The organism is Corynebacterium cystitidis, assembly GCF_900187295.1.
GTDB lineage: Bacteria > Actinomycetota > Actinomycetes > Mycobacteriales > Mycobacteriaceae > Corynebacterium > Corynebacterium cystitidis.
Genome location: NZ_LT906473.1, coordinates 386,353 through 410,789 on the forward strand (window position 1 = coordinate 386,353; position 24,437 = coordinate 410,789).

21 protein-coding genes and 3 tRNA genes are annotated in these 24,437 nt (G+C 55.5%); 17 read left to right on the forward strand and 7 right to left on the reverse strand.

The features are described 5' to 3' along the window. Positions 1 to 5: 5 nt before the first annotated feature. The 4 genes from CKV99_RS01840 to pepN form a co-directional block, all read right to left on the reverse strand. On the reverse strand, positions 6 to 1,421 hold the full coding sequence (locus CKV99_RS01840) for a sensor histidine kinase (RefSeq protein ID WP_092257603.1): 1,416 nt from the start codon (positions 1,419 to 1,421) through the stop codon (positions 6 to 8). A gap of 2 nt (positions 1,422 to 1,423) precedes the next feature. Then, positions 1,424 to 1,894 (reverse strand): hypothetical protein, encoded by a 471-nt coding sequence (locus CKV99_RS01845; protein WP_092257606.1) that lies wholly within the window; start codon positions 1,892 to 1,894, stop codon positions 1,424 to 1,426. A 107-nt stretch (positions 1,895 to 2,001) separates the two neighbouring features. After that, entirely contained in the window at positions 2,002 to 2,742 is a 741-nt protein-coding gene (locus CKV99_RS15005; RefSeq protein ID WP_331712840.1) for an ERAP1-like C-terminal domain-containing protein, read from the reverse strand. 18 nt (positions 2,743 to 2,760) lie between these two features. Further along, complete coding sequence (gene pepN / locus CKV99_RS01850; RefSeq protein WP_331712841.1) at positions 2,761 to 4,431, reverse strand: aminopeptidase N; 1,671 nt, start codon at positions 4,429 to 4,431, stop codon at positions 2,761 to 2,763. A gap of 107 nt (positions 4,432 to 4,538) precedes the next feature. Here pepN and CKV99_RS01855 point away from each other — a divergent pair, with 107 nt between their 5' ends. From CKV99_RS01855 to CKV99_RS14200, 6 genes are all read left to right on the forward strand, one after another. Continuing rightward, entirely contained in the window at positions 4,539 to 5,165 is a 627-nt protein-coding gene (locus tag CKV99_RS01855) for a mycothiol-dependent nitroreductase Rv2466c family protein (RefSeq protein ID WP_092257609.1), read from the forward strand. Positions 5,166 to 5,386: 221 nt separating this feature from the next. Next, the gene (locus CKV99_RS01860) at positions 5,387 to 6,670 is read left to right on the forward strand and encodes an O-acetylhomoserine aminocarboxypropyltransferase/cysteine synthase family protein (RefSeq protein ID WP_197697203.1); all 1,284 of its coding nucleotides are present in this window, start codon (positions 5,387 to 5,389) and stop codon (positions 6,668 to 6,670) included. 62 nt (positions 6,671 to 6,732) lie between these two features. Next, the gene (locus tag CKV99_RS01865) at positions 6,733 to 7,206 is read left to right on the forward strand and encodes a ribose-5-phosphate isomerase (RefSeq protein ID WP_092257612.1); all 474 of its coding nucleotides are present in this window, start codon (positions 6,733 to 6,735) and stop codon (positions 7,204 to 7,206) included. Between the two features lie 434 nt (positions 7,207 to 7,640). Beyond that, complete coding sequence (locus CKV99_RS01870) at positions 7,641 to 9,212, forward strand: SpaH/EbpB family LPXTG-anchored major pilin (RefSeq protein ID WP_157728339.1); 1,572 nt, start codon at positions 7,641 to 7,643, stop codon at positions 9,210 to 9,212. A gap of 163 nt (positions 9,213 to 9,375) precedes the next feature. Beyond that, complete coding sequence (locus tag CKV99_RS01875; protein ID WP_231910135.1) at positions 9,376 to 10,290, forward strand: class C sortase; 915 nt, start codon at positions 9,376 to 9,378, stop codon at positions 10,288 to 10,290. Continuing rightward, complete coding sequence (locus CKV99_RS14200) at positions 10,280 to 11,134, forward strand: pilin N-terminal domain-containing protein (RefSeq protein ID WP_143063415.1); 855 nt, start codon at positions 10,280 to 10,282, stop codon at positions 11,132 to 11,134. Before CKV99_RS01875 ends, CKV99_RS14200 begins: the two co-directional genes overlap by 11 nt. 658 nt (positions 11,135 to 11,792) lie before the next feature. On the opposite strand, the gene CKV99_RS01885 is transcribed toward CKV99_RS14200, so the two are convergent. From CKV99_RS01885 to CKV99_RS01895, 3 genes are all read right to left on the reverse strand, one after another. After that, positions 11,793 to 12,557 carry a hypothetical protein gene (locus tag CKV99_RS01885; protein ID WP_092257618.1) on the reverse strand — a complete coding sequence of 255 codons (765 nt, stop codon included), beginning with the start codon at positions 12,555 to 12,557 and terminating at the stop codon, positions 11,793 to 11,795. Positions 12,558 to 12,654: 97 nt separating this feature from the next. Next, positions 12,655 to 13,479 (reverse strand): aldo/keto reductase, encoded by an 825-nt coding sequence (locus tag CKV99_RS01890; protein WP_092257621.1) that lies wholly within the window; start codon positions 13,477 to 13,479, stop codon positions 12,655 to 12,657. A gap of 204 nt (positions 13,480 to 13,683) precedes the next feature. Further along, positions 13,684 to 14,469, reverse strand: a complete 786-nt coding sequence (locus tag CKV99_RS01895) for a hypothetical protein (RefSeq protein WP_092257624.1) — start codon at positions 14,467 to 14,469, stop codon at positions 13,684 to 13,686. A gap of 169 nt (positions 14,470 to 14,638) precedes the next feature. Here CKV99_RS01895 and CKV99_RS01900 point away from each other — a divergent pair. From CKV99_RS01900 to pcaC, 11 genes are all read left to right on the forward strand, one after another. Continuing rightward, positions 14,639 to 14,713, forward strand: a tRNA-Gly gene (locus CKV99_RS01900). A gap of 114 nt (positions 14,714 to 14,827) precedes the next feature. Continuing rightward, positions 14,828 to 14,901 (forward strand) — tRNA-Pro (locus CKV99_RS01905). 208 nt (positions 14,902 to 15,109) lie between these two features. Then, a tRNA-Pro gene (locus tag CKV99_RS01910) sits at positions 15,110 to 15,183 on the forward strand. 57 nt (positions 15,184 to 15,240) lie between these two features. Then, the gene (tig, locus tag CKV99_RS01915; protein WP_092257627.1) at positions 15,241 to 16,659 is read left to right on the forward strand and encodes a trigger factor; all 1,419 of its coding nucleotides are present in this window, start codon (positions 15,241 to 15,243) and stop codon (positions 16,657 to 16,659) included. 158 nt (positions 16,660 to 16,817) lie between these two features. Then, entirely contained in the window at positions 16,818 to 17,426 is a 609-nt protein-coding gene (locus CKV99_RS01920; protein WP_092257630.1) for an ATP-dependent Clp protease proteolytic subunit, read from the forward strand. A gap of 21 nt (positions 17,427 to 17,447) precedes the next feature. Beyond that, positions 17,448 to 18,068: an ATP-dependent Clp protease proteolytic subunit gene (locus CKV99_RS01925; RefSeq protein ID WP_092257633.1), complete on the forward strand. Its 621-nt coding sequence runs from the start codon at positions 17,448 to 17,450 to the stop codon at positions 18,066 to 18,068. A gap of 195 nt (positions 18,069 to 18,263) precedes the next feature. Beyond that, positions 18,264 to 19,736: an aldehyde dehydrogenase family protein gene (locus CKV99_RS01930; protein ID WP_269457282.1), complete on the forward strand. Its 1,473-nt coding sequence runs from the start codon at positions 18,264 to 18,266 to the stop codon at positions 19,734 to 19,736. Between the two features lie 1,821 nt (positions 19,737 to 21,557). Next, entirely contained in the window at positions 21,558 to 22,262 is a 705-nt protein-coding gene (gene pcaH / locus CKV99_RS01935) for a protocatechuate 3,4-dioxygenase subunit beta (RefSeq protein ID WP_092257642.1), read from the forward strand. Between the two features lie 25 nt (positions 22,263 to 22,287). Beyond that, complete coding sequence (gene pcaG, locus CKV99_RS01940; protein ID WP_092257645.1) at positions 22,288 to 22,908, forward strand: protocatechuate 3,4-dioxygenase subunit alpha; 621 nt, start codon at positions 22,288 to 22,290, stop codon at positions 22,906 to 22,908. Positions 22,909 to 22,910: 2 nt separating this feature from the next. Next, positions 22,911 to 24,026 carry a lyase family protein gene (locus CKV99_RS01945; protein WP_092257648.1) on the forward strand — a complete coding sequence of 372 codons (1,116 nt, stop codon included), beginning with the start codon at positions 22,911 to 22,913 and terminating at the stop codon, positions 24,024 to 24,026. Then, positions 24,023 to 24,436 (forward strand): 4-carboxymuconolactone decarboxylase, encoded by a 414-nt coding sequence (gene pcaC, locus CKV99_RS01950; RefSeq protein WP_092257651.1) that lies wholly within the window; start codon positions 24,023 to 24,025, stop codon positions 24,434 to 24,436. Before CKV99_RS01945 ends, pcaC begins: the two co-directional genes overlap by 4 nt. Position 24,437 lies beyond the last annotated feature (1 nt).

Here is a 24,437-nt window from a genome sequence, read left to right on the forward strand (position 1 = left end):
TCCAATTATTTCTGTGCCGGGAGGTGTTCCGGGGCCGGGATTTCCAGGCCGAAAATGCTTCCTAAGCCCACGGTGGATTCGACGTATGCTTTGCCACCGTGGGCTTCTCCGATTGCTTTGACGATGGACAGGCCTAATCCAGCACCCTCAGGGCGGGAGCCGAGGGTATCACCACGAGAAAAGCGGCTAAAGAGTTGATCGAGTTTGTCTTCCGCGATTCCTTCTCCACGGTCGCGTACCCAAAAGCGCACGGTGCGGTCGGGGCCTTCGCCGTGGAGGGTGCTGCCGATTTCTACCTCGTCTTGCGAGTACTTTAGGGCGTTGCCGAATAGTTCGAGGACAGCCTCTGTCACCCGGTCGGGGTCTAGTTCTGTTTCGCCTTCTGCGACATCGACAAGGCGGGCACGCGAGTCGATTGTGGAGGCTTTATCGTCGATGGTGATTGTTAGTTCAGTGAGGTCGGTCATCTCTGGTTTGACGAAGTCACCCGAGTCGGCGACGGCGAGGGTGAGCATGTCATTAACCATGCGTGCCATGCGGTCGAGCTCTGCGGTGGCTAGTTCGATGGATTTTTGTCGCTGTTCTGGTTGGGTGGAGGGCAGCAACTCGAGTTGGCCACGCACGACGGTGATGGGTGTGCGTAGCTCGTGGCCGGCGTCGTCGATGAATTGGCGTTGGTCGCGGTAGGCCATTTCGAGGCGATCAAGCATGGCGTTGAAGGTGTGTGCCAGCTGTCCGATTTCGTCGTTTGTTTGGATGGGCACGCGTGTGGTGAGGTCAGAGTTGCTTATCGACGACGCTACTTTTTGTAGCTTCCTGATTGGTGCGGTGATTTGCCCCGAGACTAACCATGCCATCAGCATGGCGGCAAGGAGGCCACCGAGTGAGATCAGGCTGATCCAGATCATGTTGTTGCCGGCTTGATCGCGTTCGTAGCTGGAGTTGTAGAGCAAGGCGAAAATTGCGTTTTGGTCAATTTCTACGCGGCCCCAGTGGATATCTTTGTGGCGGCCACCGTGGGAGGGGCTGTTGAGGATTTCGTGGACTATGGGGTCATCGTATTTGATGGGTTCGGGGTGGGTGCCGGATATTTTGGAGAAATCGATTTGAGCCATGCGCCCATCAACGAATCCCACCATGTTTTCTCTGCTGTCGGGGATTTGTCTTTGGATGTAGACCTCAATGAGCCTTTGTGGGTCGTTGAAACCTTCTCCGGTGTCGGGGTCTACACCTTCTTGGGCGAATTGGGTGAACTCGTCGATTTCTTGGACGACAGCTACGTTGGCGTTGTCGGTAATTTGTCCCATATAAAAGGACCGGGTCAGTATCAAAACTGCTGTCAGCGCGACTAGGACTACGACGGTGGTCCATGCAACAACTCGCCACCTCAAGGAGGTGGCTAGTAGACCGTCTTTAGCCATCGTTAGTCATCGTCCCAATCATCCCAGTCATCGTCCCAGTCGTCCCAGTCATCGTCATCATATTGGGGGGCTGGAATATATGGCTGAGTATAGACCGGAGCAGGAGCCGGTGGGATGTATTGCTGCTGGGGCACAGGCGCATGCGCTGGTGTCGGCGCCGGTGCCGGTGTCGGTGGCGGAGCGGGCGCGTGGTTTTCGTCACGGAAGCCTTGCTCATCGCCCGAGTTCCCCCCGTCCTTGTTAGCTGCGCCATCTGGGTCAGATGAGTCATCTGGGTGATCGGGCTCGGAGGTTTCGCTGGTGGTGTTTTCCTCTCCGTCGGTGGAGGCCCCGGGGTTGAGCGTGATGTGGGCTGCCTCTTCTGGCACGTTTGGTGCCTGATTATTGTTGGCGAGTGCGGCTCCTCCGATGGCGACCAACACGAGTAGAGCAATGATCGCGATGATGGGCGCGAACTTGCGTAGTGATGCCATGGTAGTGATCCTTATGTTGTGACCGGGTGTGGCCAGATTTCTGGTGTTGCTAGCCTTAGTGTGCCTCGTGGGTCTGAACTAAAAATGAGATGACTGTGAGAGTTCTTTCATTTCCGGCTCTTGTCAATCGCGCGATTGCGGCGAGCTCGTTCCACCTGATCGAGCTGTTCACAGATTATTCTACGTAAACCTTGTGGAAGATCGGATTTTAGTAGTTCATCGGCGCGCTTGATTGCATGATCTGACATGTCGCGCGAGGGGTAGAGCCCTGTGAGCGTGCGTTGCGCCATCTCGGGGGTCTGTTCGCGCCAGACGCGTTGGGCATTGTCGAAGTAGGCGTCGGTGAATTCGGTGGCGCAGGTATCGGTGAAGTTGAATCCTTCCATGAGGTGGCGCGCTTCGAGGTTGGTGCGTTGGCCGGACATGACTTCGTCGAAAGCCCATTGCTTATCGACGACCGCCTGGGCCCGCAGCCGGGCTAGTTGGCCGGCTGAGGTGTCGTCGTGTTCCTGCTCAAGGATTTCTAGGCCACGATCGCCACATGCGATGAGTGCTGTGATTGCTAGCCAGCGTACTTCCTGGTTGTCGGAGGTTTCCAGTAGCTGTTGGAGGTAGGCGGCGCTGGTGTTGGTTTGGGGCAGGCGCGCAAGCGCACGGTCGAAAATGGTGGCGGGTTCGCGCCCAGTGAAAGCTGCGGTCAGCGTGGCGTATGCGTGGTTTCGCGCGTCTTCGGCCACGTAGTAGCGGGCCGCCATTGTGGCTTGGCCTGCGAGGCGCTCGAGTACGGCTGTCTGGTCTTCGGCGTTTAAGTGGCGGGCGACCAGTGTGATGAAGGCGCGGGCTGGCATGTCACCGGCGCGGGTGGCTTACCAGGCTGCAGACCAGGCGAGTGTGCGCGCCATCGGATCAGCGATATCGCCTAAGTGCTTGACGACGAACTCCTGTTGTTCTGCTGCGATGCCCATGAGGCAGTAGGTGAGGTCACCGTCATTGACTAAGGCCAGGTCGTGCTTGACACCCGCGTAATCTGGGACTTCGGTGCGTTCACCTGTGATGTCTACTTCGATGTGGTGGGTGCGGGTGACCGCGTTGCCGTCGTGGGAGTAGAGGCCCACGCCCACACGGTGGGTGCGTTGCACGTCAGATTCCTGGACGATAACGAAGGAGTTTTCGGTGATTTCTGGGTAGAGCGTGGAGATGCCGGTTGTTTTCAGCCACTGTTGTGACCACTCGCTGAGGTCACGGCCTGAGGCTGCTTCGAGCGCGCCGAGCAGGTCGTCGAAGGTGGCGTTTGCAAATGCGTGGTTGTCAAAGTGGGCGCGCACCCCGGCGAAGAATGCGTCGCGGCCCACAAAGGCCTGTAGCTGTTTGAGTACGCTGGCGCCTTTGGCGTATGTGATGCCGTCGAAGTTTTGCTCTGCGGTTGCTACATCGGGGGCGTCGGTGCTGATGGGGTGGGTGGATGGTAGCTGGTCTTGGCTGTATGCCCACGCCTTTTCCACGTTAGCGAAGGTGACCCACGCGGTGTCATAGGCGGTGGCTTCGGCTTGGGTGATTGCTGCCGCCCAGGTTGCGAAGGATTCGTTGAGCCACAGGTCATCCCACCATTGCATTGTGACTAGGTTGCCAAACCACATGTGGGCCATCTCGTGCAGGATGGTTTCGTTGCGGCGTTCGTACATGTAGGGGCTGGCTTCGGAGGTGAAGACGTATTCGTCACGGATTGTGACTGCGCCGACGTGTTCCATCGCACCGATATTAAATTCGGGGCAGAAAATCTGGTCATACTTGGTAAACGGGTAGGGCCGGGCGAAGTTGTCGTGGTAGTACGCGAAGCCTTCTTTGGTTTCTGCAAATAGGCGGTCTGCGTCGAGGTATTCCATGATGGAGGCGCGTGCGTACAGGCCAAGCTCGATGGTGCTCTCTTGGTCACCGTTCATTTCGGTGTAGGTGTCATGCACGTGGGCGTAGTCCCCGGCGATAAACGCCACCAGATAGGTGGACAGCGGATAGTCGATGCTGCTCGTGTGCGTCTTTGTCCCACAGCTGGAGTCTGCAACGGCGACGTTTTCATTCATGACCACGGTGAAGTGTTCCGGGGTGGTCATGGATAACTGGTAGGTGGCTTTGAGATCGGGCTGGTCAAAGCAGGCGAACACGCGTTGGGCGTCGGCTGGTTCGAACTGGGAGTAGATGTATACCTTATTATCTAGCGGGTCGACAAAGCGGTGCAGGCCTTCGCCGGTAGACGAGTAGGGGATTGTGGCCTTGACGGTCAGGGTGTGTTCGCCCTTGCTGACACGGAAAGTTAAGGAGTCGAGTGGTTCGTCGTTAAGCGTTGCTTCCCACGAGCCGGACATTACATTCAAGTCGATGCTGATGTCGCCGGAGCCGGATTGAAAGGTGGCCGTGGTTGTGGAGGTGAAGGTCTCTGGGCTGGTCACGTCGAGGTGGACGCGGTAATGCACGTTGCTGATCAGGCTCGCGCGGTGGCGGGCGTGGGTGCGGGTAAGCGTTTCTGTGTGATTTGATGCCATTGTCTTACTTTAGCGCTGCGGTATTCTGGTTGACGTTTGGCCGTGTTCCTGTAGTGTAAAACACGCAAGAAGATACAAGTTTAAAGTAAGTTGTGGAGGATGAGATAATGGCAACCCCAGTAAAGTTCTGGTTCGACGTTTCCTGCCCATTCGCGTGGAAAACCTCACGTTGGATGAAAGAAGTTGAAACAGTCCGCGACATTGACGTCGAATGGATCCCCATGTCCCTGGCCGTACTGAACGAAGGAGCGGACATTCCAGAGGACTATGCGGAAAAGATGAAGGCCAATTGGGGTCCAGCCCGCGTGTTTGCCAAGGTGAAAAACGAGCAACCGGACAAAGTCGGCGAGCTCTACACCGCCATGGGTGAGATTGTCCACAACGAGGGCGAAAACTCGAAGCAGGACTATGGCGCATACGACGGCGTAATCAAGCGCGCCTTGGAAAAGGTGGGCCTACCAGCCGAGTATGCCGAGGTAGCAAACAGTGAAGAGATGGACAAAGACCTGCGCGCCTACCACCAAGCTGGCCAAGATGCGGTGGGCTCCGATTCCGGCACCCCGATTGTGAAGGTGGAGGAAAATGCATTCTTCGGCCCTGTGATCACCCGCTTCCCGGAAGGCGAAGAATCCGGCGAGCTTTTCGACGCCTACCGCACACTTGCCGCCTACCCCTACTTCTTTGAGTTAAAACGCAACCGCTTCGAGATGCCGCAGCTGGATGGGTGGAAATAATACTGGAAAACTCAAGTTACGTAGGTTGTTCAAAGGTGGCCGTTGCAGGGGCCACCTCCGCAAGGCTAAAGCCTCACTGTCTCTGGGATACTCCTGCGTAGTCGTGTCGCGTAACTCAACCTGCATCCAGCAACTCATCAGTCATCTCGAAACAGCCCCAACCCTGTACAGTGATTGAATAAATATCCATCATCTTCTTGGTTGAAAGGCCCCGCCCGAGCATGTCTGAAAATCCTTTGCGCACTGAGTCTAAGCTCATCCACTCCGGCTACACGCCCGGAAACACCGAGCCACGGCAGTTGCCAATCGTGCAGTCCACTACCTACACCTTCGATTCTTCCGACGACATCACCGCGGTGTTCGACGAGCCGACTCACGCCCTGATCTATTCGCGCTTCGCCAATCCCACCGTGATGGCCGTAGAGGAGAAGGTGGCGGACCTTGAGGGTGGCGCGGCCGCTATGGCGACCACCTCCGGTCAGGCTGCCACCGCGTTCGCGATCATGAACTTGTGCTCTAAAGGCGATAGCTTCGTGTCTTCTTCGGAAATCTATGGTGGAACCTCGAACCTGTTTACTACCACGCTGGCGAAATACGGCATCGAGGTTATCTATGTGGACCAGGACGCACCGGAGGAAGAGATTAGGGCAGCGTTCAAGCCGAACACTAAGGCGTTGTTCGGTGAGACTATCGCTAATCCGGCGATGAGCGTGCTTGACATTGAGAAATTTGCGCGAATCGCCCACGACCAGGGTGTTCCCCTGATCGTCGACTCTACCTTTGCCACCCCCGTCCTGTGTAAACCCATCGAACACGGTGCGGATGTAGTTATTCACTCAACTTCGAAGTACATGGACGGCCACGCGGTACAGATCGGCGGCATGATCGTGGACGCCGGGAAGTTTGACTACACTAACGGCAACTTTCCAGACTTTACAGAGCCCGATGAGTCTTATCACGGAGTTGTGTACACGAAGGACTATGCGGCGGCACCGTTTATTATTAAAGCGCGCATGCAGCTAATGCGCGATTTCGGTGCTTACCCGGCGGCACACTCGGCTTTCATGCTCAATTTGTCCTTGGAGTCGCTGGACGTTCGCGTGCGTCGCCACTGCGAGAATGCGTTGGCCGTGGCCAAGCACCTTGAATCGCGTACGGACGTGTTTAATGAGGTCCGCTACCCGGGTTTGAAGTCCTCTAAGTATTATGACTTGGCCCAGAAATATCTGCCGGGAGGGGCTTCGGGCGTGGTCACCGTTGACTTGAAGGGTGGCCGCGAGGCAGGAGTGAAGTTCATGGACGCGCTCACGATGGTCGCGCGCGAGGTCCACGTTGCTGATTCGCGTTCTTGTGTGCTGCACCCAGCGTCTACTACGCACCGCCAGGTGCCTGACGATCAGCTCGCATCCGTAGGAATTACCCCGGGTCTGGTGCGCCTTTCTATGGGCTTGGAGCATGTCGACGACATCATTGCCGACATCGATCAGGCTCTCAACGCGATCTAGCTCTGAGAATCAGTGGCTGAAATCGGTTACCGACACGAAGATATCTAGGTACGATATTGGGTATGCGCGTTTACTTAGGAGCAGACCACGCAGGGTTCGAGCGGAAAAATGAGATTGCTGAACACCTGAAAGCCAATGGACATGAGCCGATCGATTGCGGTGCTTTTGTTTATGATGCGGAGGACGATTACCCGGCATTCTGTATCGACGCCGCCGCTAAGACTGTTGCTGATGAAGGATCCCTGGGAATCGTGCTTGGTGGTTCCGGCAACGGTGAAAACATTGCAGCCAATAAGGTGAAGGGCGCGCGGTGCGCTCTGGCATGGTCGGAAGAAACGGCGCGCTTGGCTCGCGAACATAATAACGCCCAGCTGATTGCTATCGGTGGGCGTATGCACACCAAAGAAGAAACGCTCGCGATTGTGGATGCTTTCCTCAACCAGGAGTGGAGTAAGGCCGAGCGCCATCAGCGCCGCATTGACATCCTCGCCGAGTACGAGCGTACCGGTGAAGCCCCTGAGGTTCCCGGGGCGTAGGTACGCTTAACGACGAAACACCCTTCTTCACGAATTTGTGTAGGAGGGTGTTTCTGCGTGCTTATTGTATAAGGGGATGTCACGGCACTGATCGAAGAATTAGGGACATCGTTAAGTGAAGCATTGAGTAGTGCACGTAAAGTGCCACCGCTTGGTCGCCGCACCAAAAGCATTTATGCAGTTCAAAGGCGGTATATTTCGGTAATTAATGCCTTTGCCCCGCTTTACTTGCAGAATCAACGCTTTACGGTGTAAGTTATAGGCGTGACTCGGCTGTAGGGCTCCTCTGAGAGATATCCCAGCATTTCACAAGGAGCCCTCCTCGGCGCTGAAACGTTCGGTGTGTGAGCTGAGAGTAATTCGTCTGGCCTTGTCGCTATGCGGTTCTCCGAACCGTAAAAATGCAAATATCCGTCCTCTGGAAGGTTTTCAAAATGGCACGTGCCACTACCCTTGTTCGTTCTACCGCCATCGCTGCCGCTTTGGGTATGGCGGTCTCCCTTGGTGCGGTTGGCGTGACTGCTGATGCTACCCCTACCTACGGCGACGACTCTCCCGTGGTCAACCCTACTAAGCAAGGTTCTTTGACCATTCATAAGTATGGGGACCCAAATTCTACGTCTGATCCGACTGGTCTCGACGGTCAGTCTGTTGATGGCGGCAAGGTTCTGGATGGTGTAGGTTTCACGATCTACAAGATCAATGGCATTGATGTGACCACGAATGAAGGTCTTGCAGCCGCAGCTGGAATCAAACCGGAAAACTACATCAAAAACGGTGCGGCTGATCTATCTAAGGTAACGAAGATTGGTGAAGAACGTAAAACTGAAACTAACGGTCAGACTACATTTCCTGGCCTGGCACTGGGCGCATACTTGGTTGTAGAAACCTCCCCGAAGGAGGGTTACACCCCGGCAGCACCATTCATCGCTTTCGTGCCGATGACAGAAGGTAACGACAATAAAGGCCAGGGTGTCAAGTGGTTCTACGACGTTCACGCGTATCCTAAGAACTACTCGGAGACCAAGCCGACCAAGGAAGTTGCGGACAAGGACAAGAACGTTTCCGAAAAGGTTACCTACACGGTCACGGGTACTGTGCGAAACCTCGTGGATAACGAAAAACTCAAGGCGTTCCGTATCACAGATACCATTGATAAGGCACTAGAGATCGGAAAGATCACTGTTGCTATTAAGGGTGGCCAGTCCCTTGAGTTGGGCACTGACTACACCCAGGATGGTACTGGTCAGAACATCGACGTGAACTTCACCCCGGCTGGACTTGCCAAGCTCACTAGCGGTGCCAAGGTTGTCATGACAGTTGAGACGACCGTCAAAAATGACGTGAATGCTGGTAACTTCTACAAGGCACCTAACGAAGCTAAGGTCTACCAAAACCGTCCTGGTGTCGATCAGCTTACAGATGACGATGGTAAGCCAACTCCAAAGGTGCACACCTACTGGGGCAAGATCAAATTCACCAAGACTGACGATTCTGCTGACAAGAAGGGTCTCAAAGGTGCCGAGTTCCAGATTGTTCGTTCTAAGGATCGATGCGAGGACATTAACGTCACCGATCAGGCTACCATCAACGCTAATGCTGTAATGGGCATCCAGGCTGGCCAGACCCAGGCGGCTAAGAAGTTCACCTCTGATGACAACGGTTTGGTAGAGGTTGCAGGCCTGCACGTCAACGACTTCGCGAATAACGAGACGGTTGACGCAGATTGGTACTGCCTAGTTGAGGTTAAGGCCCCAGAAGGTAAGGAGCTGCTGCCTAAGCCAATTCCATTCCAGTTCGTCGCTACGTCCGGTGCTGACACCAAGGAAAACCGTGTCTACGAGATTAATACACTCACCAGGGACGGCAATGTTGTGAACAAGGCTGACACCACCCCGCTGCTGCCACAGACCGGTGGTACGGGTATCGCTCTCCTTGTCTTGGCTGCTCTGGGGCTGATTGGTGGCGGAGCTGTATACGCTCGCCGCAACACCGCTCAGGCATAAGCCATAGCATCTCCCGCGAATGTGGTCCGGCAGTACCACGTATTAATCTGTACGAAACTGCCGCCGCGTCGCCCGCTGTTGCTATTATTCAGTCGGCCGACGCCGCCAAAACTTATCCACGAGTGTGGCGACACCACGAGTTAGTAGTCCCAGGAGGCAGCAATTGGCAACAGCTATCCATAACGCGTCGAATCACGGTAGCAGCACCAAACCCGCTAGTTTCCTGCGTCGGGTATTGATTCCAGCAATACTCGTGCTTGCCGGAATTGCCATCCTGTTGTATCCGGTGGTGTCCTCACAGTGGAATAATTTCATGCAGCAAAAGGCGGCAGAGCAGTACACGAACTATAATGAAACATTAAATCCAGATACTCTAGAGCGTGAACTCGCCGAAGCTGTTGCGTATAACGAAGACCCAGGCACTGGCGGACCGATCTTGGATCCGTGGCTGGCCCGAGTGGCAAAAGATAATCATGATTACCAAAGGTATCTTGAACAGCTTAATCATCAGGAAGCTATGGCTCGCCTCGTAGTACCGGCAGCGAAAGTCGATCTACCTGTTTACCACGGCACGGAGTCGCACACCTTGGAAAGAGGTGTGGGGCATCTCTACGGAACCTCGATGCCTGTGGGTGGTCCAAATACTCATTCGGTTTTGACCGCACATACCGGACTACCTCATGCGACGTTGTTCGATAACTTGGATCAGGTTGAAGAAGGCGACGCCATCTACATCGATACTGCTGGGCAGAAAATGAAGTACGAGGTTCATGACGTAGAGGTCGTGTTGCCGACGGAGACTGACTCCTTAAACGTCGTACCTGGTGAGGATCTAGTCACTTTAATTACGTGTACCCCGTACGGAATTAATACGCATCGAATCTTGGTGCATGCCCATAGGGTTGCTTATGACCCTGCGGAAGAGGCATTTGAAAACAATGGCCCTGTGATTCAGTGGTGGATGTGGGTTTTGATTGCTGCCGCCATAATAATTTTAGCGCTGCTCGCGCGATGGCTATATCGGCAGTATTTGGCAGCGAAGATCGTCAACGTTAAAGAAGAAAGCAATGATGTTTAAACGACAAATGAGCGGCCTGGCCGCTGGCGTGCTAACAGTCACACTTCTAGGTAACTTCCCCGCCTTCGCTGATTCGAAGGTTGTGACTGGTAATGATGCTGGATTGATCGCTGAAATGATCAATACCAGTGAACCGATCACCTTGACGATTAAAAAGACTCCGCGTAACCCTCATGATGAAGACACCGCTGGTGTCAAGCCACCCGGACCAATCGAAGGCGTGACGTTCGATCTTCAACGCGTCGAAAATATTGACGTGACCACCACGGCGGGCCGTAAAAGAGCTGAGAATATGACTGTTGATTCGGCCCGAGAAATCGGTTTAGGCTCCCCGATCTCCAGGGCTACAAACGGTAAAGGTGAAGCAGTATTCGCAGACCTTTCTCCGGGTCTCTACTTGGTTACCGAAAAGCTACCCGAAGACCAAAGAGAAAAGTATGCCTACGCACAGCCTTTCTTGGTGCTTCTTCCGTTGGGGTCTGTTGATGGAACAAAATTTGAGCACGATGGTTTAATTTTGGTAAAAAGCCAGACTCCACCGAAACCACCGAGCACACCGACCCCAACACCCACTCCGCCTCCTGGAACTCCACCAAATGTCCCCCCTGGTAAAACCACCCGTCCACCGGTTCCACCAGAAACCCCGCCAAGAGAAACCCCGCCGGTCACCACACCGCCCGAGGGTCCACCATCCACGCCACCTGGAGAGACCCCACCAGGAGAGACCCCAGGCTTACGACTGGCTGAAACCGGTGCGAACGTAATTATCACTGCACTGGCGGCACTTCTATTGATCGCTACCGGTGGAGCGCTCATGCTCCGGAATCGGCGCGAACGCTCTTAAGAAATGAAGCAGAGCAGAGGAAATCGTGCAATCGAGGTAAAAATGATTGGACATTGGTTCTAAGGGGCCGCACAAACTTCTTCGGCCAGTGCCATAGCCCGATGTAACAGAGCTAGGAAATCCCAAGCATGTAGCTAGGTTCTCAGCCTGTGCATTGGGCTATTCCTATAGTAAAGCTGTGTTGAGTTTCAGTAAGCGGGCAATTGCTTTTAATGGGTGGGGTACAACCCTAATCCAGGGGATGGCGTGGCAGTAGTTGAGGTGCAAGTGGCGAATGCTCTTGGATGGGTTACTTTCTATTGCCATTTGGAAGCCACATCGACTGTAGAAGGCCTCATTCACTGGTCGACCTCGCCACCAATAAGAACCTTCGACGCGATAATTGTTCTGTCGTAGAGCAGTCCCAGCCTGAGCGTAGTGATAGACGATTCTTTGATAACTGTTATCAAAGGCCACGCTGATTGCACGGATGCTTATGCGTGTTAGGAACGGGGTTTTGAAGTGGTGTGGTGGGCTATCCAGCTATCTGTACCTGGATAGCCCATCAACGTAAAACTTCTCTACTGGCTGCGATGGACGGCTATGTTGCAATGAAATGCAAAAATCGGGCCCCAGGACCTGGGTGCCCGATTTTTGTTACATTCACGTTAAAAACGTTTTACTCAGATGTAAGATTCACCAAATCCATCAAAAGGTTCGACAAGTCAGTCAGTGTGCGCGCCACAGTGGGAAAGGTAGCTGATACGGGGATCCGTGAACTCTCCGTGGTTTTGAGCATCATGATTCCTACCTCGCAGATATCAATGACAAACACGCGGTGGCGCAAATGTTCACACACTGGTTGATATTGCGGGGCTAGGACAGTGCCTGGAGCCACGCCGGTTTCTACGGCGTGGACAATTCTGGCCAGATCACTCTGAGATAAGGAACTGGCTACATCGTAGGCGCCTAGCCGATCGGTAGCCATGGCGGGAAGATGGCGGCTTTGGTCTGCCAGTTGAGAAAAATCGAAAGAGCAAACACCGGAAAAATAGTGCACGTGCAGCTTCGAAACATCCACAATCCCGGTCAGCCATGGGCCATCTGTATCGACCCATTCCACAAATCCTAAAGCGTGGGCACTTGCAGCGGTGGCCACCAGCTGAAAATGGGGGGCGTACATAGTTACGTCGAGACGCACCTGCGTCGGCAAAAAGTGGTCAAAGTCATGCCGTGAGCACGAGATCAGCCACCGATCTTGCTCGTCAAGGCAGTGCCCCGCTACCGGGATTACGCGTTGGAAGCCGCTGGAGTAGTCCACGAGCTGCATATCACCGGTACCGGATACGATGCGCGCCGCAATGCTACGCGCGATATCTTCTGCGCCAAAGGCCTGGGGGCGGGCTTGATTATTGTGCGGTGCAGGTGAAGTCTGATTCCACATGGCATACCCTTTCCTTTAATTCAAGTAAGGTAAACCTAACCTACCTGCCGCGCAGCGTCAAGGGTTTAATGAAAATACTTTCGTGGACCGCGGTCTTCTACTCGCGCTCATTCGGGTGGAAGCCGATGCGGCCATCTTCACCTTCATCCAGGGAAATGATGCCTTCCATCTCCTTTTGAGTCAGCTCAAAGTCAAAGATATCCATATTTTCGCGCATGCGCTCAACATGGTTGGTCTTTGGAAATACGATGGTGCCGTTCTGGATATGCCAGCGCAAAACAACCTGGGCTGGGGTCTTCCCGTGGGCTTCGGCTGGTTCCACGATCTCAGGGATCTCGGTGAAGTCGCGCTTGAATTGGGCCAGTGGGTGCCATGCCTCAACAGCGATGGAGTGCACTTTGGCTGCGTCAACATCCTTCCACTGCTGGAAAAATGGGTGCAGCTCAATCTGGTTAACCACCGGAGTGACATCAGACGAACTTTCCAGCTTATCTAAGTGTTCGGGTAGGAAATTGCACACGCCGATAGACTTGGTCAGGCCTTTATCGCGCTGTTGAACCATGGTCTTCCACGCGGTGGTGTACTTGTCCCGCATCGGCGCAGGCCAGTGGATCAGGTACAAGTCGACATAGTCGGTACCGAGGCGCTCCAGCGACTCTGCAAGTGCCTGGTCTGCGTCTTCGTGGCGGTCTTGCCACAATTTAGTGGTCAGAAAGATTTCTTCGCGGGGGATGCCGGAGCCAGCGATGGCACGCCCAACACCTTCCTCATTGCCGTAGAAAGCAGCAGTGTCGATGTGGCGGTAACCCACCTCAAGCGCGTCTGAAACAACACGTTCGGCATCCTCGGGTGCAACCAAGAAAGTGCCAAAACCCAGCTGTGGGATAGTATTTCCATCATTGAGAGTAATTGAAGGGATCATGGTTTCAGATCCTACTGAAATTCACCACCTACCACCCGGCAAACATCCGCTCCAACCGAATCGGGCACTCAACGGGGGTGCAAATACTGTCGGCCTTCCAACCTTTACGATGTCTACGGGCGAGGGATTCTCGATATCACAAGCATTTATCGAATTCGATCAGGGGATTGGAGAGGGGCTGTTGAGAAGTCCCTCCACATCTCCTTAGAAGTCAAAGCCGCCGAAATCGAAGCCGCCGCTAAAGTCTCCTCCGCCGAAGTCGCCGTCTCCTAGGTCGCTGTCTCCTAGGTCGTCTCCCATCTCGCCTTCTGCACCGCCCATGTCATCCATGTCGCCTCCTCCTATGTCGCCGGCAGCAAATTCCTCGGCGGACGGGGTACCCGCCATTCCCGCAAACATCGCCGAGAACATCATCATCGAAGATGCGGTCCACATACCGGTCATCATTGCAGGTGCCCACCACGCAGCGGAGTACCAACCAGCAGGGACTGGGCGACCAGCCACCTTGCCGCCCGGGTAGTAGTTTGGGGTTTCGTCGGAAGCAACCGGGGAAGCGGTCAAAGTCGTCCCGTCTTCTTGACGGATAGTACGACGCTCCGTCACCTTTCCTGCGCGACGCTGGCCCTCAAGCTCAGGTAGTTGCGGGCCAGGAGTCATGCCCATGATCTCGCGGGCAGCATTGACGTAGTGCATGCCCTCCAACGCGGACTCGCGTGCTAGCTGAGCCTGTTTCGTCGTCGACGCGGTGGACAGTGCCGATGCAGCTGCGTTGTAGCGCTCGGACGCGTCGGCCATCGCCTGAGTGGATGCTGCGTCTTCGCCAGAAATGTTCAGCACTTGGGAGCCGAGGCGGTCGACCCAGCGGCGCGCATCAGCCACAGCGTCTTCAAACTGGACAGCTTCTAATTCTTGCTGCTTCTTCTTGTCGTTGCGTGAGCTAATGAACCAAATAATGCCGCCGGCAACGGCGAGGAGAAGGAGGAGTTCCATCATTTTCTACCTTATTAAGGGGACAGTGTGTCTTACAGTATCTCTTGATGTCTTGCTACTTACTACAACTCCTACCTATCCGAACTAGTTCCCGTTTTGGCGCACACCGGTGCAGTAGGGTATGCTGGCATGCGCATCGAAACGGCACGTTGTGTTAAATCCATGCAGTGGGAATGTCGTATAGTGGCTAATACCTCAGCCTTCCAAGCTGAAGACGCGGGTTCGATTCCCGTCATTCCCTCCACGATTGATCTAAAGCCCGGCTTGATTGAGAGCCGGGCTTTTTCAATGTCGCTTGTGCCGGTTGAACTGGTGAATTGGTAAATGAGCAAACCTTGTGTAGGGTACTTCAAGGACACGGGGCGTGGCGCAGTTTGGTAGCGCACCTGCTTTGGGAGCAGGGGGTCGCAGGTTCAAATCCTGTCGCCCCGACGTGTGAAAGAAAGGTCTTGCCGACGATCGGCAAGACCTTTCTTTTCTGTTGGGGCCCACGGACGAAGTGGGATCGCACTGAGCTGCTTGGGATTCTACCGACCAGCAGTGAGCAGTCAGTCCGGAGCGTGAGTTGGTGTTGACCGACCCCGAGTGCATGGCGAGAAAGCGAGGTTCGGTAGAATCTGCGAAGTACGTTTTATATGTACGGGGCGTGGCGCAGTTTGGTAGCGCACCTGCTTTGGGAGCAGGGGGTCGCAGGTTCAAATCCTGTCGCCCCGACAAGGTGCACGCCTTCAGAAGTTTTATTCGTATCCAAAGTATCCAGGAGGGTAACTCGTGCAGACTACCGTCAATAAGCTCAGCGACACCCGTATCAAGCTGACAGTCAACGTTCCCTTCGGGGAGCTCGAGCCAGAAATTGATCAAGCGTACGCAACGATCGCCCAGCAGGTCACCATTCCCGGCTTCCGTAAGGGCAAGGCACCTCGCCAGCTGATCGACGCACGCTTCGGTCGCGGCCCGATCCTGGAGCAGGTTGTCAACGATATGCTGCCAACCCGTTACGAAAAAGCCTGTGTTGAAAACGATATCAAGGCCATCAACCAGCCACAGATCGAGATCACCAAGATCGAGGATAACGAATTCGTCGAGTTCACCGCTGAGGTTGACGTCCGCCCAGAAATCGAGGTTCCTGACTTCTCCAAGATCTCTGTCGAGGTTCCAGCGATCAAGGTTGACGATGAGGCTTTGGACGAGGAAATTGACAAGCTGCGCGAACGCTTCGGTGAGCTCAAGGACACCAAGCGCAAGTTAAAGACCGGCGATTTTGCCATCATCGACATCGAAGCTGAGGTTGACGGTGAAAAGATCGACGAAGCAACCGCTGAGGGCTTGAGCTACCAGATCGGCGACGACGATCTGATCAAGGGCCTAGACACCGCGCTGCGCGGAATGAAAACCGGTGAGGACAACGAGTTCACCGCCGAGATGCAGCACGGCGAGCACAAGGGCAAAGAAGCCACCGTCAAGGTGCATGTCCAGCAGACCAAGGAGCGTAAGCTGCCTGAGTTTGATGACGAGTTCGCACAGATGGCATCCGAGTTTGACACAGCAGAAGAACTGCGCGAGAACACCAAGGCCCAGCTGGAAGAATCCAAGAAGGCGCAGCAGGCAGCAGATATCCGCGACGAGGTTCTTAAGGCGGCACTGGAGCAGTGCGAGTTCGCTCTGCCGGAGTCGGTCGTGGAGGAGCAGGTCCACAACCAGCTGCACCAGCTGCTGGGACAAATGGCTCACGACGAGAACGCTCTTGCACAGCTGCTCGAAGCACAGGGTACCACCCGCGAAGAGTTTGACAAGCAAACCCGCGGCCAGGCTGAAGAGTCCGTGCGCACCCAGCTCTTCCTCGACGCAGTTGCAGAGAAAGAAGAGCCTGAGGTGTCCCAGCAGGAACTGACCGACCACATCCTGTTCACCGCGCAGTCTTACGGCATGGACCCGAACCAGTTCGTGGGCCAGCTGCAGCAATCCGGCCAGATCGCGAACCTATTCGCGGATGTGCGCCGTGGCAAGGCACTGGCGGCAGCAATCTCGCGTACCTCCGTCAAGGATGATGAGGGCAACGACATTGACCCAAACATCTACTTCGGCGAGATCGAAGAAGACGAGGATGTAGACGAGCCAGTCAACCAGGACGCTGCTGAGGAGACCGTTGAGGAATCCAAGGCAGAAGAGTCCACGGAAGAAGAGAAGTAAAAGCCATCTGAGCGCCCCGCCCTATTCTGTGCATTAGTGCAGGTGAAGGGCGGGTTTTCTCGTCGTTACGCCCATAGCGAACAAACGCGACTTTCAAATGGCACCCGAGTAAGGTGGTGTCATTGACCGAAACGTTAGAACAAAAGGAGCACGTTGTAATGAGCACTGAGACTCACTTACCACAGATGACCGCCCCTGGTGCGGGAATGAACCTGGGCGATTCTGTGTACGATCGCTTGCTGCGCGAACGCATTATTTTCTTGGGCCAGGAGGTTAACGATGAGATCGCGAACAAACTGTGCGCGCAGATCCTGCTGCTCACCGCGGAAGACCCCACCCGCGATATCTCGCTGTACATTAACTCCCCCGGTGGCTCCGTGACCGCGGGCATGGCGATTTTTGACACCATGAAATACTCCCCATGCGATATCCGCACCTACGGTATGGGCCTCGCGGCGTCTATGGGCCAATTCCTGCTTTCCGGTGGTACCAAAGGCAAGCGCTACGCTCTGCCACACGCACGCATTATGATGCACCAACCATCCGCAGGCGTGGGCGGTACCGCAGCCGATATCGCCATCCAGGCTGAACAGTTCGCCCAGACCAAGCGTGAAATGGCTGAGTTGATCGCTGAGCACACCGGCCAGACCTTTGAGCAGATCACGAAAGACTCGGACCGCGACCGCTGGTTCACCGCCCAGGAGGCGAAAGACTACGGCATTGTTGACCATGTCATTGAGCACGCTGACAGCTCGATTAGCAACTAGAACTAGAAGGAGAAAACAACGATGACTTTCCAGATGCCTCACTCCCGCTACGTTCTGCCGAGCTTTATCGAGCAGTCCAGTTACGGAACCAAGGAAACCAACCCCTACTCCAAGCTCTTTGAGGAGCGCATCATCTTCTTGGGCACCCAGGTCGATGACACCTCCGCGAACGACATCATGGCGCAGCTGCTCGTGCTGGAATCCCAGGACCCAGACCGCGACATCACCATGTACATCAACTCCCCAGGAGGCTCGTTCACCTCGCTGATGGCGATCTACGACACCATGCAGTATGTGCGCCCCGACGTGCAGACCGTCTGCCTGGGCCAGGCTGCTTCTGCAGCTGCAATCTTGCTCGCGGCTGGTGCACCAGGCAAACGCGCAGCACTTCCGAACTCACGCATCCTGATCCACCAGCCATCCACCCAAGGCACCCAAGGCCAGGTGTCTGACCTGGAGATTCAGGCAGCAGAGATTGAGCGGATGCGCCGCCTCATGGAAGAGACTCTGGCGCGCCACTCCGGCCGTACCGCTGAGCAGATCCGCATTGATACTGACCGCGACAAGATCCTCACCGCTGAGGAAGCAGTCGACTATGGCATCATCGACCAGGTCTTCGACTACCGCAAGCTGAACGGATAATAGAGCTCATCACCGAGCGCGAAACCAACTTCGCGAAATGTGTAAACCGCTGCGTCCCGATAATTTTGGCGCAGCGGTTTATGCTTTGCAGCTTTCCTCGCCCGCGGGCAAAGCTGGGCCATTGCCTACCGCAGCAATGAGACGTAGCATTGTTCGAACACCGAAAGTAACTTATCCCATAATCGAGGAGCGGAATTGGTGACTACCTACAATAAACTTATCTCCAACCAGATCTACATTGGCGGCTGGCGCGATGGCTCGTCGGACAAGTCGACTGTTTCAAAGAACCCGTTCGACGACGCTGAGATCTCCACCATCAAGAATGCTTCCCAGGCGGATGTCGACGAAGCGTACGCTTCAGCCCAGGAAGCGCAGAAAGAGTGGGCGGCGCTTCCTCCAGCTAAGCGCACCGCAGTGCTCACTAAGGCAGCTGACTTCGTCGCAGAGCACAAAGACGACATCGCCCAGTTGATCTCGCGCGAGTCTGGTTCCACCGTGATTAAAGCGGGCACTGAGGTTGGGATTGCGATTCGTGCGATCCGCGAGGCCGCTACCTTCCCCAGCCGTATCCACGGCAGTATTCATCCGTCAAATACACCGGGAAAGACCAACTTTGTGTTCCGTGAACCGCTCGGTGTAGTCGGTGTGATTAGCCCGTGGAACTTCCCCTTCGCGCTGTCCATGCGCTCGGTCGCCCCAGCACTAGCCTGCGGTAACGCCGTGGTGCTCAAGCCGGCCTCCGACACTCCGGTTGTCGGAGGAACTTTGCTGGCCACCATCTTCGAGGCCGCGGGTTTGCCCGCAGGCGTGCTCAACGTGGTTGTTGGCTCCGGTTCTGAGATTGGTGGCTACTTCGTGGAATCCCCAGTCCCGTCGCTCATTTCGTTTACCGGTTCAACACCTGTGGGCAAGAACGTTGGTGCAACCGCGGTGGGCGGCAAGTGGATCAAGAAGGTCGCCCTTGAGCTCGGCGGAAACGCACCATTTGTAGTGCTTGACGACGCCCAACTGGACGAAGCGGTCGCCGCTGCTTCCATGGGCAAATTCTTGCACCAGGGACAGATCTGCATGTCTATTAACCGCATCATTGTTGATGCGAGTTTGTACGACGCGTTCGTCGAAAAGTATGTCGACCGCGTCTCGAAGCTTCGCGCGGGGGATCAGACCAACCCGGACAACTGTGTAGGCCCGATTATTAATGACCAACAGTGTGAGTCGGTGAAATCCAAGATCGAGCAGGCGCGAGCGGACGGTGCCCGTGAGGTTGTCAGCGGTGAGATCAAGGGCCGCGTGATCCCGCCACACGTGTTTGCGGACGTGACACCTGAGATGGAGTTGTTCCGTGAGGAGATTTTCGGCCCAGTAGTAGGAATTGTCAAAGCTCGCGATGAAGCGCACGCCTTGGAGCTGGCTAATGACACAGAGTTTGGTTTGTCGTCGGCAGTGTTTACCTCTGACCTGGCGCGCGGCGTGCAGTTTGCGCGCGGCATCAAGGCAGGCATGACCCATATCAACGACATCACAGTCAATGACGAGGCACACGTAATGTTTGGCGGTGAGAAGAACTCCGGCCTGGGTCGCTTCAACGGCGAGTGGGCAATCGAAGAGTTCACCACAGACCACTGGGTTGGGGTGCAAGCCCACCCGCATACCCACTTCCCGATCTAATATCCCCCAACCTGTCGCACGACTAGAATGCACGCTTAAAAGGCCCAGCTTTATCAGCTGGGTCTTTTCGGGTTCGCCACTTAACCAGTGAACACCAACTGCCCAGACTGATGCGCAAGTCGCAGATAACATGCCAGCATCGGTTCTGTACGGTAAGCTGACCTGTGCACGTTCCTCGGGGGAAGCATTGAAATCGTACGGTTGGTTGATCGTTGATTTTCTGGACGTGCGGTGACATCTTTTCTCGGGGTTGTGTCTGTTCTGCCTTCGGGTGCGGTACTTGTCTTTCCACAAGGTCAACCGCACACCTGTGGCGGTTGGTCTAGCGTGGGTGCGATGCACCGCACGCGAAGGCTTAGCCTACTACGAAGGGAGAGGAGGACCGACAATGTCAGAATCTTCTCGCGGTGGTCGCCATCGTAAAAGAGAAGAACCCCGACTAGCAGGGGTTTTTAACTTTGCTAGCCGGGTTCTGGCCGGAGCTACATCCAAACTCCTTGCGGATATGATCCGCAAGGGGTGGGAGTGGATGAACTCCTAGGTCAAAAGAAGAGGTCACTCGTTAACGGCGGGTGGCCTTTTCACTTGCTTTCCGTCGCCCCCAAGGGCACCTTAAGTCTAACCCCCAAACAAATAGCAGGCAACACCACGGCGGGCCCCATTGCCAGCAGCAGCCTCCAGTCCACGCTCAACCCCCAGAAAATATCGAAAAACTCATGCGCCTACTTTCCGTGGTAATCCGTGGTAATCCTACCAAAGTGATGTCTACTAACTACTTGGACTTACCAGGTCACAATCATGAGATGGCAATGTCATCTCATCTCAGAAAAGATGATCTCTGAATTCCATCCGGTCGCAAGCAGTTGTGCACGGACAAGCAGTGTGTGCACGGACAAGCACGATCAGCTACCACGGGCACCACCAGCACGCCCACCACATCAACCTGTACCACAGCACCAATGAAATATTCTGGTGAGACTTGCCAAGTTACTATCCTGTTCCCTCCGGTGGCAGAGGTCGCGGCTTGAGTTTCGACAGTTTACAAAAAGGGGGGCCGGGCACATTATAAAAGAGGGCCGGGCAAAAGAAGCGGGTCTAGCTAACACTTCCATCACGCTATACAGGACGGTACTCCTAGCACCAACACTGGCGTAGTCGGCAAGACATTGAGAGAGACTCTTTAAAAAAGGCTGCTCCGCAGAGCTACAAAGGCACCGCATAATCGTGGGACTTAACCGGAGGAGACGACGCGCTTGCAATCCTTTCCGCAGCCAAGGTCTCAATAGAATCTAGCGTGGAACCAGCAGGATGGGCCTAAAACGCCACACTAGTTGATAGCTCCAGGACTACCAATCCCGTCAACGTACGCACGCAACAACATGTGGCTTACCCCTTTAAGCCGCTAGTCACAAGCGCCCTATGGGGCACCTTGTGTTTTAGGAAAGACCTTCTGTGGGCTTCCGTCGAATTGAAGTGCCGAATGACTTCCTGGTTGCGGTGCACGCTCATCCGCATACCCACTTCCCGGTCTCATCGCCTGGGCGTGAGGCCTTGCCTTAAAGGCTAGGTGCTGGGCCCTTTTGGTTCACCAATTGTCGGGTAACGGCACTTACACTCAACCCCCTAGCCTACCCCCCTAGTCATATCCCTGGTCAAGCGAAATCGCCTGCACCGGGCCAAGGTATGACGAATAGTGGGGTCTACGTGCATGGACAGGGGACGCGCAGCTTTTGTCAGGCCGAGTCGAGTGCCATAAAGTGGCGTGCATCACCATCCTGGGATCGCTTACCCCGAATAACACCGATATTCACAAGGAGAATCATGAGCGTCGAATACACCGCGTCAACGGAGGGCGTCTTCGCTCCGTTGCACTTCCCCGAATACCGCACGACGATCAAGCGCAACCCAACCAACGAACTCATTCTCACCCCGCAGCGTCTTGGTGAACTGTCCGGCCCTGTGCTGGGTGAGCGTGACTTAGGCGGCCTTGATAATGACATGACCAAAGCAAATGGCGGCGAAGCCATCGGTCAGCGCATGCTGGTACACGGTCGTGTATTGGGCTGGGACAACAAACCAGTTCCAAACACTTTGGTAGAGGTATGGCAGGCCAACGCTGCGGGCCGTTACCGCCACAAGAATGATTCCTGGCCAGCACCGCTAGATCCACACTTCAACGGAGTGGCGCGCACCATGACCAATGAGGACGGCTACTACGAGTTCCTCACCATCATGCCTGGCATGTACCCATGGGGGAACCACAATAATGCGTGGCGTCCCGCGCACATCCATTTCTCTCTGTACGGCCGCCAGTTTTCGGAGCGTCTGGTCACCCAGATGTACTTCCCCAATGATCCCATGTTCTTCCAGGATCCGATTTACAACTCGGTTCCGCAGGGTGCTCGTGAGCGCATGATCGCTGTTTTTGATTATGACAAGACTGCTCCGAATTACTCTTTGGCCTACAAGTTCGACATCGTCTTACGCGGCAAGAACCAGACCTTCTTCGAAACCCACAAGCACTAGATCAAAGCACTGGAGGAGAACAATCATGATTGAGACCGGAAAACATGAAGGTTTCCGCTACCCGGATACCGCCAATGACGCCCCCGACCAAGACCACACGGAATTTGGCATTACTCCGTCACAAACGGTTGGGCCGTACGTCCATATCGGCCTGACACTAGCGGACTCCGAGGTCATGGCGTACCCGGACGACAGCACCGGCGACGGCAACGGCACCGTGGAAATCGAGTTCACCGTCATCGACGGCGACGGGGCCCCGATCGCCGATGCCATGATCGAGCTGTGGCAGGCCCGCCCCGACGGCACCTTCAACACCGATTCCCACGACGGCTTCCGAGGCCTGGGTAGGGCAATGGCCGATGACAATGGCCAGGTCACTTTTACCACCCTGGTCCCTGGTGGCTTCGGCGATGAGGCACCGCACATCAATGTTGGAGTTTTTGCCCGCGGCATGCTTGAGCGCCTCTATACCCGCCTCTACTTCCCAGAAAATACCGAGGCCAACAACACCGACCCAGTGCTACACCTAGTCGACGAACCGCGCCGCAGTCTGCTGGTTGCGCAGAAAACCGACAAGGGTTACTCCATGACTATCCACGTGCAGCACCCTGACCTGAGCCTCGAAACCCCATTTTTCCGGATTTAACAATGGACTCTCTTTCCCGCACCCTTTACTCGGATCTTGCGTCAGGTTCCACCACGGTTCACGCCGCGCTTTCCGACGATGCCTTCATCAACGCCATCGTTGAATTTGAAGCGGCACTAGTTGAAGCTGCCGAGTCCACCGGCAAAGTTACTGCCCAACAAGCTGCGGATGCACGCGTTGCCTTCGTTGGTTTCACACCGGATTTAGAAGAGATCGCCATCGCTTCAGCTAGTGGCGCGAACCCGACGATCCCGCTGGTGAAACAGTTGAAAGCACGCGCCCATGACCCAACAGCCATCCATATCGATGCCACCAGCCAAGATGGGGTTGATACAGCCCTATCATTGTGCCTGTCTCGCGCGGTGGCGTTGCTGATCGAGGACACCCGCGCCGTCGAAAAGCTTCTTGCAAACCTAGCGCGTACCCACCGCAACGATCCCATCATGGCCCGCACACTAGGCCAGCAGGCTTTACCCACCACCTTCGGTGCGGTGGCGGCGGGGTGGCTCGATGGTGTGCGTTGCGCGCGCAAAGCTGTACAGGCGGTGGACTTCCCCGTGCAATACGCAGGCCCGGTCGGCGCGCTACCAGGCGGGGTAGATATCCACGACGAACTCGCACAGCGGCTCGGTCTTTCAGCAACACCGCTGGTGTGGCACACCAACCGCCAACCACTGGCCGAACTTTCTGCAGCAATGGCGCGATTAGCTGGTGCCGTGCGCAAGATCGCCGGTGACATCGTGGCGTATTCAGCAACCGAGGTGGGGGAGCTGCGTGAACCCGCACCAGGGGGTTCCAGTTCCATGCCGCACAAGGCTAACCCTGCAGCCTCTGTCGCCGCCGACGGCTATGCTCGACGCACCCCGGGCCTGGTTGCCACCATCTTTGACGCACTCGACTGCCGTGGCCAACGCGGAGTAGGCAGCTGGCATGCCGAATGGCAACCAATCCGGGAGATCGTCGCCGTCACCGCAAGCGCGGTCAACCGGATTACCGCAGCTCTTGACGGGCTGGAAGTACATACCGAAGCAATGGTCGCCGCCTGTGGCAACAACCCCGATACTGCGCACGCAGCTGAGCTAGTCGATGCGATTCTAGAAACGGAAGTACACCCATGACCAACACAAACGACAACCACGCCCTTTACATCGATGGACGTGCAGCCGCCGCAGAAGTAGGCGACAAGAATCGCCGCGCAGTACTTGGCGATGCGCACGTGGACCGGGCCAGCAAGAACACCAGCGATACCACCGCAAAATTCCAGGACTTTATCACCCGAACCGCGTGGGGTGATATCTGGAATCGTGACGGACTGGACCACACTCAGCGCCGCCTGATCACCATCGCCGTGCTCACAGCGGTAGGAAACAACGGCGAACTCGACATGCACATCCGCGCCGCTGTGCGCGCCGGCGTCGACCCAGACCTCATCGGCGAAGTCATCCTGCACACAGCTGTGTACGCGGGCGTACCCAACTCAAATCACGGATTCAAGCTGCTGGACAAGGCAGTCAAGGAGGAGAATTAAC

Bases quoted from the DNA above. Each gene is read 5' to 3' on its own strand.
- CKV99_RS01840 (WP_092257603.1), bottom strand. From the start codon at position 1,421: ATGGCTAAAGACGGTCTACTAGCCACCTCCTTGAGGTGGCGAGTTGTT.
- CKV99_RS01845 (WP_092257606.1), bottom strand. From the start codon at position 1,894: ATGGCATCACTACGCAAGTTCGCGCCCATCATCGCGATCATTGCTCTA.
- CKV99_RS15005 (WP_331712840.1), bottom strand. From the start codon at position 2,742: ATGCCAGCCCGCGCCTTCATCACACTGGTCGCCCGCCACTTAAACGCC.
- pepN (WP_331712841.1), bottom strand. From the start codon at position 4,431: ATGGCATCAAATCACACAGAAACGCTTACCCGCACCCACGCCCGCCAC.
- CKV99_RS01855 (WP_092257609.1), top strand. From the start codon at position 4,539: ATGGCAACCCCAGTAAAGTTCTGGTTCGACGTTTCCTGCCCATTCGCG.
- CKV99_RS01860 (WP_197697203.1), top strand. From the start codon at position 5,387: ATGTCTGAAAATCCTTTGCGCACTGAGTCTAAGCTCATCCACTCCGGC.
- CKV99_RS01865 (WP_092257612.1), top strand. From the start codon at position 6,733: ATGCGCGTTTACTTAGGAGCAGACCACGCAGGGTTCGAGCGGAAAAAT.
- CKV99_RS01870 (WP_157728339.1), top strand. From the start codon at position 7,641: ATGGCACGTGCCACTACCCTTGTTCGTTCTACCGCCATCGCTGCCGCT.
- CKV99_RS14200 (WP_143063415.1), top strand. From the start codon at position 10,280: ATGATGTTTAAACGACAAATGAGCGGCCTGGCCGCTGGCGTGCTAACA.
- CKV99_RS01885 (WP_092257618.1), bottom strand. From the start codon at position 12,557: ATGTGGAATCAGACTTCACCTGCACCGCACAATAATCAAGCCCGCCCC.
- CKV99_RS01890 (WP_092257621.1), bottom strand. From the start codon at position 13,479: ATGATCCCTTCAATTACTCTCAATGATGGAAATACTATCCCACAGCTG.
- CKV99_RS01895 (WP_092257624.1), bottom strand. From the start codon at position 14,469: ATGGAACTCCTCCTTCTCCTCGCCGTTGCCGGCGGCATTATTTGGTTC.
- CKV99_RS01920 (WP_092257630.1), top strand. From the start codon at position 16,818: ATGAGCACTGAGACTCACTTACCACAGATGACCGCCCCTGGTGCGGGA.
- CKV99_RS01925 (WP_092257633.1), top strand. From the start codon at position 17,448: ATGACTTTCCAGATGCCTCACTCCCGCTACGTTCTGCCGAGCTTTATC.
- pcaH (WP_092257642.1), top strand. From the start codon at position 21,558: ATGAGCGTCGAATACACCGCGTCAACGGAGGGCGTCTTCGCTCCGTTG.
- pcaG (WP_092257645.1), top strand. From the start codon at position 22,288: ATGATTGAGACCGGAAAACATGAAGGTTTCCGCTACCCGGATACCGCC.
- CKV99_RS01945 (WP_092257648.1), top strand. From the start codon at position 22,911: ATGGACTCTCTTTCCCGCACCCTTTACTCGGATCTTGCGTCAGGTTCC.
- pcaC (WP_092257651.1), top strand. From the start codon at position 24,023: ATGACCAACACAAACGACAACCACGCCCTTTACATCGATGGACGTGCA.